The organism is Haliscomenobacter sp. (genome assembly GCF_041740695.1).
Classification (GTDB): domain Bacteria; phylum Bacteroidota; class Bacteroidia; order Chitinophagales; family Saprospiraceae; genus Haliscomenobacter.
Genome location: NZ_JBGSLK010000050.1, coordinates 47,383 through 59,614, shown reverse-complemented (window position 1 = coordinate 59,614; position 12,232 = coordinate 47,383). Strand labels below are relative to the sequence as shown.

At 49.6% G+C, this 12,232-nt stretch carries 9 protein-coding genes and 1 tRNA gene; 3 read left to right on the top strand and 7 right to left on the bottom strand.

Annotated features, from left to right (window positions below; translation table 11 throughout):
- Positions 1–52 precede the first annotated feature (52 nt).
- A complete protein-coding gene (locus ACEW9O_RS10940; protein WP_373550199.1) occupies positions 53–1,561 on the bottom strand; it encodes a M28 family peptidase in 1,509 nt (502 codons plus the stop codon).
- 115 nt (positions 1,562–1,676) lie between these two features.
- Positions 1,677–2,144: a hypothetical protein gene (locus tag ACEW9O_RS10935; RefSeq protein WP_373550198.1), complete on the bottom strand. Its 468-nt coding sequence runs from the start codon at positions 2,142–2,144 to the stop codon at positions 1,677–1,679.
- A 157-nt stretch (positions 2,145–2,301) separates the two neighbouring features.
- On the opposite strand from ACEW9O_RS10935, the gene ACEW9O_RS10930 reads away from it, so the two are divergent.
- Both ACEW9O_RS10930 and ACEW9O_RS10925 read left to right on the top strand, forming a co-directional pair.
- On the top strand, positions 2,302–3,708 hold the full coding sequence (locus ACEW9O_RS10930) for an arginine decarboxylase (protein ID WP_373550197.1): 1,407 nt from the start codon (positions 2,302–2,304) through the stop codon (positions 3,706–3,708).
- A 73-nt stretch (positions 3,709–3,781) separates the two neighbouring features.
- Positions 3,782–4,300 (top strand): hypothetical protein, encoded by a 519-nt coding sequence (locus ACEW9O_RS10925; RefSeq protein ID WP_373550196.1) that lies wholly within the window; start codon positions 3,782–3,784, stop codon positions 4,298–4,300.
- Between the two features lie 183 nt (positions 4,301–4,483).
- Here the strand turns inward: ACEW9O_RS10925 and ACEW9O_RS10920 are convergent, their stop codons facing one another.
- Positions 4,484–6,715 (bottom strand): T9SS type A sorting domain-containing protein, encoded by a 2,232-nt coding sequence (locus tag ACEW9O_RS10920; protein WP_373550195.1) that lies wholly within the window; start codon positions 6,713–6,715, stop codon positions 4,484–4,486.
- A gap of 516 nt (positions 6,716–7,231) precedes the next feature.
- Between ACEW9O_RS10920 and ACEW9O_RS10915 the strand changes: the two genes are divergently transcribed.
- Positions 7,232–7,591: a hypothetical protein gene (locus ACEW9O_RS10915; RefSeq protein WP_373550194.1), complete on the top strand. Its 360-nt coding sequence runs from the start codon at positions 7,232–7,234 to the stop codon at positions 7,589–7,591.
- A 110-nt stretch (positions 7,592–7,701) separates the two neighbouring features.
- Here the strand turns inward: ACEW9O_RS10915 and ACEW9O_RS10910 are convergent.
- The 4 genes from ACEW9O_RS10910 to ACEW9O_RS10895 form a co-directional block, all read right to left on the bottom strand.
- A tRNA-Arg gene (locus ACEW9O_RS10910) sits at positions 7,702–7,773 on the bottom strand.
- A 72-nt stretch (positions 7,774–7,845) separates the two neighbouring features.
- Positions 7,846–8,580, bottom strand: a complete 735-nt coding sequence (locus ACEW9O_RS10905; RefSeq protein WP_373550193.1) for a hypothetical protein — start codon at positions 8,578–8,580, stop codon at positions 7,846–7,848.
- Positions 8,581–8,809: 229 nt separating this feature from the next.
- Positions 8,810–9,544 carry a hypothetical protein gene (locus ACEW9O_RS10900; protein ID WP_373550192.1) on the bottom strand — a complete coding sequence of 245 codons (735 nt, stop codon included), beginning with the start codon at positions 9,542–9,544 and terminating at the stop codon, positions 8,810–8,812.
- Between the two features lie 340 nt (positions 9,545–9,884).
- Positions 9,885–12,224 carry a ChbG/HpnK family deacetylase gene (locus ACEW9O_RS10895; protein WP_373550191.1) on the bottom strand — a complete coding sequence of 780 codons (2,340 nt, stop codon included), beginning with the start codon at positions 12,222–12,224 and terminating at the stop codon, positions 9,885–9,887.
- Positions 12,225–12,232: the final 8 nt, after the last annotated feature.

The following is a 12,232-nucleotide window of genomic DNA, read 5'->3' as shown; positions in this document are numbered from 1 at the left end:
CGCTCGCCAACCGGTGGCCGCGCGTAGCCCAGGCATCAACCCTTCAACTTCATTATTTCTTATACAATTCCATCCCCGCCTTCTCATACTTATCGCCCGCCTTCCACTGCGGCCGTTGGGCATTGTCGGCAATGAGGCGAGCCAGATTGGCAAAGGACTGGCAATACTTGAGGAAATAAGGCAGGTCTACTGATTCAGCTTGGTCGGCTACCTGGTGGTAATATTTGGCGATGACGTCGTCAAATTTGGTGATACCGGGGCTGAAATCCAACGCGGGCACCCCTTTAACCGCAAAAGACACGTTGTCGGAGCGGTCGAAGAGGTTTTGTTCAGGAGCGGGTTCTGGAAAAACCTTCAACCCTACACTATTGGCCGCTTGCTCAATCAGTGCATCCGTGCCCGTGCGACTCCAACCAATGATCGAGATGTGTTCGGTGCTGTTGTAACCTGCCCCGTCGGTATTGAGGTTGAAAATGCACTTATTGAGGGGAATCAGCGGGTTGTCGGCGTAATATTGACTGCCCAACAGGCCCAGTTCCTCACCCGTTACCGCCAGCATGATCACCGAACGTTTGGGCTTTTGCAAGGCCAGGGCTTTGGCGGCGGTGAGCAGGGCCACGGTACCCATCGCATTGTCGCGGGCACCGTTGAAGATGCTGTCTTCTTTAGAATAAGCGCCTCCACCTTCTTTGCCAATGCCCACGTGGTCGTAGTGCGCACTGATGATCAAGTATTCGTCTTTGAGTTGTGGGTCGCTGCCTTCGAGTACGCCCACCACGTTTTGGCTGGGCACCATCCGCCGCATAAATCCAGAGCTACTCAGATTGGCCTTCAACTTTTTGCCTTCCTGTAAATCCTTGATGTCGCTGACGGTATTTTTTTCTTTCAACCAGGCATAGAACATTTTATTGGAGGCTTTGGGGCCTTCTTTGGGCGCTACGCCCAGGCTTTCTTTGCCAAAATAACTGGTGAAAAAATTCCAGGGAAACGACAAACGGTACAACTCGATCAAACCGGCCGCGCCGCGCTCGTAAGCCCAGTCGCGTTTTTTGGACATGGCCCGAAAAACGGCTTGTGGCGACGTTTCATTCGGTGCGCCAGGCAATACAACGACCAGTTTACCTTTGACATCCTTGCCTTTGTAATCGTCTTGGCCGGTTTTTTCATCGATCCAGCCATTGCCTGCAAACACAACTTCCAGTTTGCTGAGCTTGGTGGCGTCGCCCGTCATCACGATGAAGTCTTCTTTGAACTTGTATTCGGTTTTGCCAATCATCAAGCTGGCATCAGCGGGTGGCGTGCTGGCTTGAAAGGCGATGGGCTGGAAGTAGGAATTCAGACCCGGAGCCATAGAATAGCCGTAAGTCCGAAGGTGTTCGGCAATGTAGCGAGCAGCAATCAAGTTGCCTGCGGAACCTGTCCGGCGGCCGCCCAATTCATCCGAGGCCAAAAAGCGCAAGGGAATTTCTACTTCGGATTGGGCAATGGCAAATTCAGGCGCTTTTTGGGCGCTAACGTACAGGCTAAAGCCTAGGAGGAGGAAAATGAGTGGTTTTTTCATAAATCAGGTTTTGATGTGGTTTGGTTTTAGCTCGATTTTTTCGCGTTGCTCGTGCGTCAGAGACGCGAAAATATGGGTTCAAGTCTGGAGACTTGAACCAGCTAGATTGGAACCTTTATAAAAGAATCTTCTCCAAATTCGCTGGAGAATAATTGATCGATTTTAAAGTTTTGTCATCATCCTTGCGGTAGACGAGGAAGTAGGGTGGCACCTCCCGGACGTAACTTTCCACGCCGCGTTCCTGCTGGTAATATGCGGCAGTAGCCTGGGCTTCACCTAGTGTTTTGCACACTTTACTCATGTTGGAGCGCTGCACTTCATCGAAGAGTTCGCGGAATTTTTCGCCCATACCAAACTCCAGCACAGCCCCGCTGAGCACGTATTGAATGTCGCAGAGGGCGTCGGCGATTTCAACGAGGTCACCTTTGGCGATGGCCGATTTTAGCTCGGCAACTTCTTCTTCCAGCAGGGCTACCCGCAAGCGGCAGCGTGCTTCAGCGGGGATGACGGGGTGGGCTTCGATGGGGTGGTGGAAGGTACGGTGGAATTCTGCCACTTGATTGAGGGCGTCGATTTGCTGCATTGTATCTTTTTTTTTAGCGCCACAATTTACACGATTTCACAAGAATTAATGGGTGCAAATGGTAGCGTCAACTTTACAATTTTATTTCATTTCCGTTCCTTAGCTTTGCAACGCTTTTTAAGCATGTTTGATCAACCATTAAAAATCTCTGGCTAAAGTGAACGGAACCAACAGATACTTCGACCTGATCGACCAAACCTTTTATTTTCCACAAGAAGGGTTTGACATCGATGTCAATGGTTATTTGGTGTTCAATGGTGTACCTCTGATGTACCTCATTGAAAAATACGGCACTCCACTGAAACTGACCTATTTACCCAAAATTGGTGCCCAAATCAAAAAGGCGCGCAATTTGTTTACCCGGGCCATGAAGTCGCTCAATTACAAGGGCAAGTACCAGTATTGCTATTGTACCAAAAGTAACCACTTTAGCTACATCCTGGAGGAAGCCCTTAAACACGATGTGCAATTGGAAACCTCTTCGGCCTTTGACATCGACCTGATCCGCAAATTGTACAAAAAGGGCTTGGTTGACAAAAATGTCACCATCGTATGCAATGGTTTCAAACCCGATCACTACAAACAACGCATCATCGATTTGATCCACGATGGGTTTGAAAACGTGATTCCGGTTTGTGACAACATCGATGAGATTGAATATTACGACCAGCATATGCAAGGGCAGTGCAAAATAGGCATTCGGGTAGCTACGGAAGAGGAACCCAATTTTGAGTTTTATACCTCCCGCCTGGGCATCCGCAACTCGGATGTGATGCCTTTTTTTAGAGAAAAAATCAAAGACAACCCCAAGTTTAAACTCACCTTGCTGCACTTTTTTGTCGATACTGGCGTCAAAGACAGTTTGTACTACTGGGGTGAATTGCGCAAAGCGGTGCGCCTGTATGCCAATTTGCGCCGCGAATCGGAAGACCTGGAAATCCTGAACATTGGTGGGGGTATGCCTATCCGCAACTCACTGGGTTTTGAGTTCGACTACAAATACATGATCAAGGAGATTGTCAAAACCATTCTCCAAGCTTGTCAGAAAGAACAAGTGCCCGAGCCGGACCTTTTCACCGAGTTTGGCAAATACACGGTAGGGGAGAGCGGGGCGACGCTTTTTTCAGTTTTGAACCAAAAGCAACAAAACGACGCGGAGCGCTGGTACATGATCGACAATTCGCTGATGACTACCTTACCCGATGTTTGGGGCATCGGTGAACGTTTCATTTTGCTGCCAATCAACAAATGGTACAACGAATACCAGCGGGTGAACATCGGCGGCTTGAGTTGCGACAATTCAGATTATTACAACGCAGAGGTCAACCAGGCTCAGGTGTACCTGCCTACCTTTGAAAACGGTGATCCAGAACGTTTGTTCCTAGGATTTTTCCATACGGGTGCGTACCAGGACCAAATCAGCGGCTATGGGGGCATCAAACATTGTCTGATCCCTTCTCCCAAACACATCCTCATTTACAAAGACCCACAGGGAAACATCGTGGATCGTTTGTACCAGGCCGAACAAACATCTGAAGCAATGTTGGAAATATTGGGTTATTAAAGTTATGGAAGAGTATCAATTAATACTCTTCCATAACTTAACTGCGTTTATAGCAAAGCTAAAACACCTAAACATGAAAAACCATATTATCCTTGAGCCCGCTACGGGCAAGTTGTTTCTGATGGATGAACAAGGACAGGTTCAAACTTTTGACCTGAGTACCGGCCTGCTCATCAGCCCACAAGGAACAGGTTTAAATATTGCTCCAGTGGGGCCATTATCACCCGATTTATTGCTGCGTACCACTCTTTTGGATCCCGCACAAGCCCATTTCAATGTCGTTTTTGATGTCAATGCACAGGTATTGTCCATTGTGCTGACGCCGCTGTTCCCAAGCTCGAGTGCGTCCGCAATGGCGGGTGGTGGAAAAATGAAGCTAGGTTCGGTGGATTTAACCTTGAGCAAAAATACCTTGATGACGATGACGGCCAATTTGGGGGCAAGTGAGGAAGCGGGTCACGCTCCTGAAGCTCCGGTTAGTCAATTGGAATGGTTACTGCTCGATTTGACGCAGTTCAGTTTGGTGGTGGAATTGGTAGACGGACAGTTGAGCTTGAGTACGATCGCCGTGGGGCAGGGGAATTTAGCTTAATGCGATGAGGCCCATTTGATCCTATATCAATACTGCTCAGCTAGAAACTTCTAAAGTGCTTCTTTGGTGTCTTAGGTTTCTTAGGTGGTTCAAAAAATGTGCTTTAAATCTTAGCGCCATATTTTTTTGAACCACCTAAGAAACCTAAGACACTTAAGAGTCACCTCAGGTCGGGGTGCTCAATTATTCTGACCGCTTCACCAACTTCCCACTAAATACCTTTCCTTCCGTGCTCAGTCTGAACACATACACCCCGGGCGTCCAATCCCGGATTTGAATTTCATTGGTATAACGATTGATGTTTTGCTGCATCACCTGCCGCCCGGCCATGTCAAAAACGGTCAAGATCCCCTCTTCATCACTCAAACCAGGAATCGAAACCCAATCACTAGCCGGATTCGGCACCAAATTCAGCGCCCGATTGGCCAGAGGCTCCCGTACCGCCGTAGTTTGATTGCTGCGGAAAGTTGTGCTGTACAAGCTCAATCCCCCCCGGGCGTTGCCCACCACCATGTCCAAAAAACCATCGCCATTGATGTCGGCTAGGTCGGCTTTGGTGCGGCCACCCAGGCGCATGCCGCCCAACTTGTTGTCACTCATGTTGAAGGTGCCCGCCAGGTTGTTGTCAATGTTGTCGTACAGGCGCAGTTCGCCGCGCTCGGTGCCCAGCAACAAGCGTAGACTTTGATTTTGGCGGAAAAACAAGGGTGCGCTGTAGCCAATAAAATTGCCCTCTGCCGTGCCATCCACTTTGCCCAAGCGCTGAATATTGGGCGCTACATTGTCCAGTGCGGTAAATGCGGCTTTTTGCAGGGTACCCGTATTTTGAAAATAACTCACATTGCCCCGGCGATTGCCCAATACGATATCGGGGAGTTTATCACCGTTGACATCCACAATTTGTGGGATGGCACCCTGGCCAATGTCGATGCCCATGTATTTGGCCTGCCACAGCCCGAATTCCATGGACTTTCCGGGGCCAGCGGTGTTTTCGGCGTAGTACAATTGACCAAATTCTGCTCCTACAATGACGTCCAAATCCTGGTCGCCATCCATGTCGCCAAAGGTAGGGGCTAGGGCAAAATTTTCCCGGTTATATTGGTTCATGCCCAGCCAGTCGCGATCCACCAGGCGGTATTTCGGCTTTTGGGCAGTGCCTACATTTTGAAATAAATGAAGGCCGATGGAACGTTGCCCCTGGGGCAAAAAGCGTGCGCCATTGCCCACCACCAAATCCATCAAACCATCGGCATTGTAATCCACAAAGGTAGGGTAAGCACCCGTGCCCAGGTCGATCATGTCTTTGACCAAAAAATTGTCTTGTTTGAATTTGAACTCGGGACTTTGGCTAGTGCCGCCATTTTCATACAACCACAACACATTGACATCTTCCGAGCCGTTGTTCTCATTGGGGGCCACCAGTACTTCTTTTTTGCCATCGGCATTCACATCCACCATGTATACGGCGGGAAAAATGGGCAGGTCTACCCCTTTATCGTTGCCCGGGAAGCGGGGATCTTGTTTGTTGAACCAGGCTTGTTTGCAGGTGCCGCCATTGGTCAGCAGATTGATGTTGTTGAAGGAAACATCGCCTACAAAAAGGTCTACATCGCCGTCGTTGTCCACATCGGTGGTGGTGAGGGTGGAACCCGCGTGGCGAAAATCGACTGAAGTGCCATTGCTTTGGAAACATTGCCCGGGCGCGGCAGCCAGGTTCATGTTGGCACTGAGGCCATCTTCATAAATGCCACCCCAGCAATTGCTTTGTAGGGTGAAAATCATACTATCGCGGCCATACCCTCTTTCAACCGATTGGTTCTGGTAAAACTCGATGTAGCCCCCCGAAATGTTAAACGTCAGGACGTCCAGATCGGAGTCACAATCCACATCTTCGATGGAGGGGATGTCGATGCGGGTGATGTACAGCTGGGAATTGCCGCCGGAGCGGAGTGGGAAATAGGCCAGGTTGAAGGGGCCTTTGAAAGGGTAACGCTTGAAGGCGAGTTTGTTGTCTTGCCAGAATCCGGTATAAGCCGTCAAGCCATCGATGCCGGGTACGTCGGAATAGGCCAGGATGTCGCTGATGCCATCGCCATTGTAATCGCGCAACAGGCTCCATTCGGTCAGCTCCGGGAAGTTTTGCACCAGCTCGGGCGCAAAGATGTACTGATTGCCTTGTCGCCGATACGCCAGATGCAGGTTGGCGGTACGGTCAAAGAGGTACAAATCGTTGAGCCCATCGTGGTTGAGATCGGCTTCGGACAGCTGTGGACAGTTGAGCCCACCGCCCCAGGGATTGCTGAGTAAACCCGTTTCGGTTTCTACTTCAATGGTCAGGGGGGTAAACGTTTGGGCAAAGGCAGCGTGTAACAGCAGCAACCCTACCCAAGTCAGGCAAAACTTGATCCTCTTCATCTTTCTATGTTGTTTTGAACGGTATTCCTTCCTGATAACGTTGGAAGCTGCTTTAGCGTTTACAAAAGTGATGCCAAAGAGGGTGGGAGAGAGAAGGAAATTAAAAAAAAGTTTAATGGGTGGGGTGGGGGGAGTTTAAAGTGGCGCTTGGGGAAGGTTTTGGAGAACTGCTCGGCTAAGCATAGGATCTAGGCACCCGCGATCGTCGAGCCCGCTCGCGCAGCGAGCATTTTGGGATCGACGAGCGCCCCACGCAGTGGTGGGTAGGGTGTTCGATTTAGCAGAGATTTTCTTTCTTGTCTGACATTTTACTAGCCACTGCGTGGGCGCTCGTCGGTCTTTTGCTGCTGCCGGTGGCAGCAAGCTCGACGGTCGCAGGTTTTGGAGCCTACCGCGCGTCCAGCTTTTTGGGCCTGAGCGAAACCTGCTGCATTATGCGCTTTTTCATCACATTATAGGCTTGCCATTGCGACAAATAGTCAAAAACAATTGTTAATTTTATCACGTTTAAGAAAAATGGAACTCATCGTAAAAACCGAAGTGGAAGCCATGACGATTCACTATGACATCGAAACTGATGGCCTTTTTTTGAAAGGTATCGAAGAAGGCATTGAAAAGGGCATCGAACAAGGCATCGAGAAAGGCATTGAACAGGGCATTGAGCAAGGTATCGAACAGGGTATCGAACTGGAAAAACAAGTGTTTGTCCACAAACTCTGGGTACTTCAGGAGTTTTCTCTGGAGAAAATAGCCCTGCTTGTAGATGTCAGTCCCGAAAGGCTCCTGGAAATGCTGCATGCTTATCTGCAAGCACAAGGGCAAACTGAGGCTGAGGCGGTACGTACGATTGAGGCTTATCGGGGGAGGTTTTTGTAGTTTTTTGGGGGGGGATCAATAATAAACGCATTGGTTATGGAGATAGTGGTAAAAATTGCCCTTGCAAATGTGGTGGTCTACCAGCACAACGATCTAATTCAAATCTTTCGTGGTCCCAACAGGAATCGAACCTGTATCTAGAGTTTAGGAAACTCCTATTCTATCCGTTGAACTATGAGACCATTTTAACCCACTCAAGCAAAAGTAGAAAATACTTAAAATCCCAAGATAAGATTTTTTCAAAAAGCATTCCCTTACATTGGAAACACTTCCGCATCCAGTCCCGCACCCAGTTCGCTCAGCCACTGAATTTGAGCCTGGTCGAGGCGGAAATTCTCTTCTTTGGTCCAAAGTACCAGATTTACCTCATATTCCAAATCCGGGAAAGCCGCTTTGGCCTCCATCAATTGGACTTTCAACGGTTCCAGTCGATTGATGCAATTTTTGATCAATTGGTACTGACCAAGGTTCGTACTCAAGGGCATTTCGATGCTCCAGGTATTGTCTTGAGTGTCCAGGCCATAACTGGCCATGGTGTTTTGCCAATGCACCTGATCCACCTCGCACAAGGCTCCAGCGGAGACCTGGAAGTAGGTATATCCCCTGCTCCGGAGAGGCTTTTGGGTGCCGCTGAGCAGGAATTGCCGGGCATAATGGTTCAGCAGTAGCTCAATGATGGCGTCAAAATCCGTCAGGCCGAGGTGTTTGAGGGCGTGTTCCATCATTTGGGACAAGGAGACTCCCGCTTCCCCTTTCCAGGTCCAGTCAGGCCCACGCCCAATGTAACGCGCGGTATTTTCCACCGTAAGCGGGTCGCCAAAATTGCGTTTGAACACAGCGATGGACTCCGGGATACTCAAGCGTGAATCCGATGGCCAGTCCCGCATCGCACTCAAAAAAAGTTCGCCAATGACTTTGAGTTCATGGTCGGTTTTGTCCAAGTCGATTAGGTGCAACAGGGAGCGATAAGTGCTGATGTTATGGTTCATGTATCGTGAATATGGTACTGCTACTGGACAATTTTTTATTGGAAGCGGAGCACATGAATTGCCTCCAGCTTCAGCTGGTGGATCGAGGCATCCCTTTTTAAGTGGGCTTCAGCCCAAAATTCAACTTTGCCAATAGGGCTAAAGCCCAAAAAAATGTGTTCACTGCTACCCACCAGCTAAAGCTGGAGGCAATTCATGTCCTCCGAGCCAAATGTCTACTCGGGGGGAATTACCCCAATAAATATTTAAACCTGCTTTTCCGGTGATCCCTTAATTTACAAGGCTCGGTACACAAATTTGCCACATCATGCGCCGCAAACTCCGCCTTTGAAACCAACCTGATCTCCCGCTGCAGCCCATGATTTTTCACAAACAAAGCAAGGTTGCGATGAGGATTAACAAGATACCCCTGATCCAGGTATTCCTCCTGACGGCAGAGGAACAAATAGGTGTTGCCCACTTCCAGGGTTTGCCGGACTTCTGCGTTGGGAAAATCGGTGAGCAGAGTACCTACCTCATCCTGCACCCAAACATTGAAACGAAAGGGGGCCTGATTGACGATGTCGGTAAAGCGGCTGATCCCTGGGTGCAAAACAGAAAAAGCTTCCCGATCTTTTTCCCGCACCCATTGATCCTCCATCCAGGCTTCGCGTCCGATGCAGAGCAAGGCGTCGAGGGGATTTTTTTCGATCCAATCCAGGAAAGGTCGCTTTTGGGAAGCCAATAAACTGGGTTGGCCGTTCACAAACCCAAAACTCTTTTCTCGGGGAAGAATGGGTTTTGGTTCTTCTCGAAAAGTCGCTTCTCGGAAACTGGGGAGTTGCCCACTGCGCGCCTGACTTTCACCTTGATAAAACAGCGTTCCAGCCGGGAATTTTGCCGACTGGTCGCTTCCGTAATAAGTGACTTCCCGGACAAAAAACTCCAGAAATAGTACGGGTTCGGTAAAGGGGATTGAGTCCATTTTAGGTTGCTGTGTGTAAACGCTGTCAAGCAAAAAAAAGCTACAAAAGTTCCCTTGAAGGTTTATTTCGTTAGGTACTGTCAACGCAACAAACTCAAGTCTCCATTTAAAGCTGAAAGCGACAACAATAGGAAAACGGATGACACGGATAAAAGCGGATTAGAACGGATAAATGCTAGGTAACCAAAAAATTATCCGTTCTAATCCGCTTTTATCCGTGTCCTCCGTTCTCCTAATTAATGCCACTCTACGCCGAAGGCGTAAAAGCGCGCAGCGCAAAACGTCGTGCTCGTCGTGACGTCGTGGTGAAATAAAAATTTGGCACAGCCAAATCCATGTTTCACCGTTTCAACGCCTCGCGATAACTCACCAATTTTATCCCCTTTTTCACCAAAGCTTCCTTGACTTTTTCGCTGGTAAAAATGGTGGTCACATCCTGGCGACCTTGGGCTACATCTTCGTAACCAATGTGGTGAATGGCACGCAATTCGGCGTTGTCGAGACCGGGATGTTCCACGAAGACGTAGGTTTTACCCGCTTCCAGTTTGTCCAACATGTCGATGAAGCCCTGGATGCGCTGCTCGGTGGTTTTTTTGCCGAACTCAAAACCCGTATAGCTGATTTGGTGATCCTGCATGGCATCCACATCCACCATGGGCAACTTGTATTCGGCAGCTACCCGGCGCGCCATGGCTTTTACGGCAGGGTCGAAGCCCGTGCTGTTCATGTGGCCGGAGATGTGGCTCAGGTTGGGGATGTATTTTTTGGCCATTTCAATTTGCGCCCGTAGCTCCTTTTCCACGTCCTCAATTTTCCAGGCATTGGTCATCACCGATTGGTTGGGGTAATAGGCATTGGGGTAAATCATCGGGTAAAAATAACCATCGGCATTGCGCAAGCTGGGGGCGTCGGTGAGGGGCCGCCACTTGATGTTGTCCCACTCGCTGGTGATCGCAAAATGTAGGCCAACGTCGGTACCCGGGTTTTGTGCCAGCATTTTCACTGCTTCCGGAAACCAGGGAGAAGGCACAATCACTTCGATGGAAGTTTGAATGCCTTCGCGGTAACACTTAATCAAGGCCTCATTGCCGGAGTGGGAATAACCCATGTCGTCGCCACGCACAATCAGGCGGGCGGGGTTGCTGGTATTGGAAGCAAGGACTGCTTTGACGACAGCTCGTTTGTTGTTGCGGTTGAAAATGTTTTGAAAATCCAGGCTCACATAGTCACCCTCAAAAGTGCAGGTGATGGTTTCGGTGTGTGGACTTTCGATGTAGCGCAGGGTCAATTCCAGGGTTTTGTCGTCCTTCCAAGTGTAAGCACCCGCCACTTTGTAGGGACCAATGCCTACGCGGTTGGACTGGGCACCCGCTACGAGATAAGGGCCTAATTTGGTCGTGCTACTCCGTTCCCATTTACCAAAGCCAAATGGGATTTGGTGTTTAACCGAGTCGGTGGTCAAGCTGAGGTAACACACATTTTTGATGAAATCGAAACGTATTTCACTCAAACTTTTTTCACCAACAATGACACCAAACCTGCGACCGTCCAAAGTTGGTTGGCGGTCAGCAATGGGGGCACTTGTGGGTAAAGGCAGAGCCAGTGCTGCAATTTTACTTTTTAAGGCTGCCAGTACCTTGGGTTCAGAAGGCAGTTTTTTGGGCTGAAAAGCGGGCAACAAATGTTCCCAAATCAGGTTGATTTCCCCCTGCATATCGGGTGCTTCGGCGGTGGTGATGATCACCGCATCCTGCTCGGGTAGTACGAGGATGTACTGGCCGTTGGCGCCGTCGCCCCGGTAGGAATTGTGCCGACTGCGCCACATTTGGTAGCAGTAGCCTTGGAGCCAGTCACTGGACTTTAGCTGCTCTTCGGGTGCCGAGGGGTTTTGCATAATTTTCATGGTGCTGGCTTCTTCCACCCAGGCTGTGGGCAGGATTTGTTTGCCTTGCCACATGCCTTTTTGCAAAAACAACTGACCAAATTTGGCCATGTCTTCGGTTTTGAGCCGCAAACCCCAGCCACCTACGTTGATGCCCTGCGGATTGACTTCCCAATCGATACCCTGAATGCCCAGCGGGGCGAACAAACGCGGCTGTAGGTAATCAAGAATTTTTTGTTTGGTCACCTTTTGTACAATGGCGGAGAGCATGAAGGTGGCTACCGAATTGTACACAAACTTGGTGCCCGGCTGATGAGGGATCGGGATTTGTAGAAAAGCTTCCACCCAGTTTTTTTCTCCGACTACTGGCCCGGTCGGGTCTTTGTCGTGGCCTACACTCATGCTGAGCAGGTCTTTGATGCGCAATTCAGCCAGGTTGGGGCTGATGTTGGCGGGTAAATCGTCGGGAAAAAAAGAGACGACTTTATCGTTGACACTCAGGAGTTTTTCCGACACTGCGAAACCAACAGCGGTGGCGGTAAAACTTTTGCTCACCGAATACATGGTATGTTTGAGTTCCGGGCGGTAGGGATTCCACCAACCCTCGGCGATGACCTTGCCGTGGCGGAGGATCATAATGCTGTGAAACTCGTGTTTGCTGGCTTTAGCGGCGTCTAAAAAATTGATGATGCCCTGCGAAGAAACGCCTTCCGCTTCGGGGGTACTGCGGGGTAGGGTAGAGGGTTTTTGGGCAAAAAGATTGACGCTGAGTAATAGGAACAGTATGATAGCTCTCATGGTGTAGG

What these genes read in the sequence shown, in the direction of transcription:
- ACEW9O_RS10940 (WP_373550199.1), bottom strand. Translation starts at nt 1,561, where the DNA reads ATGAAAAAACCACTCATTTTCCTCCTCCTAGGCTTTAGCCTGTACGTT.
- ACEW9O_RS10935 (WP_373550198.1), bottom strand. Translation starts at nt 2,144, where the DNA reads ATGCAGCAAATCGACGCCCTCAATCAAGTGGCAGAATTCCACCGTACC.
- ACEW9O_RS10925 (WP_373550196.1), top strand. Translation starts at nt 3,782, where the DNA reads ATGAAAAACCATATTATCCTTGAGCCCGCTACGGGCAAGTTGTTTCTG.
- ACEW9O_RS10920 (WP_373550195.1), bottom strand. Translation starts at nt 6,715, where the DNA reads ATGAAGAGGATCAAGTTTTGCCTGACTTGGGTAGGGTTGCTGCTGTTA.
- ACEW9O_RS10915 (WP_373550194.1), top strand. Translation starts at nt 7,232, where the DNA reads ATGGAACTCATCGTAAAAACCGAAGTGGAAGCCATGACGATTCACTAT.
- ACEW9O_RS10905 (WP_373550193.1), bottom strand. Translation starts at nt 8,580, where the DNA reads ATGAACCATAACATCAGCACTTATCGCTCCCTGTTGCACCTAATCGAC.
- ACEW9O_RS10900 (WP_373550192.1), bottom strand. Translation starts at nt 9,544, where the DNA reads ATGGACTCAATCCCCTTTACCGAACCCGTACTATTTCTGGAGTTTTTT.
- ACEW9O_RS10895 (WP_373550191.1), bottom strand. Translation starts at nt 12,224, where the DNA reads ATGAGAGCTATCATACTGTTCCTATTACTCAGCGTCAATCTTTTTGCC.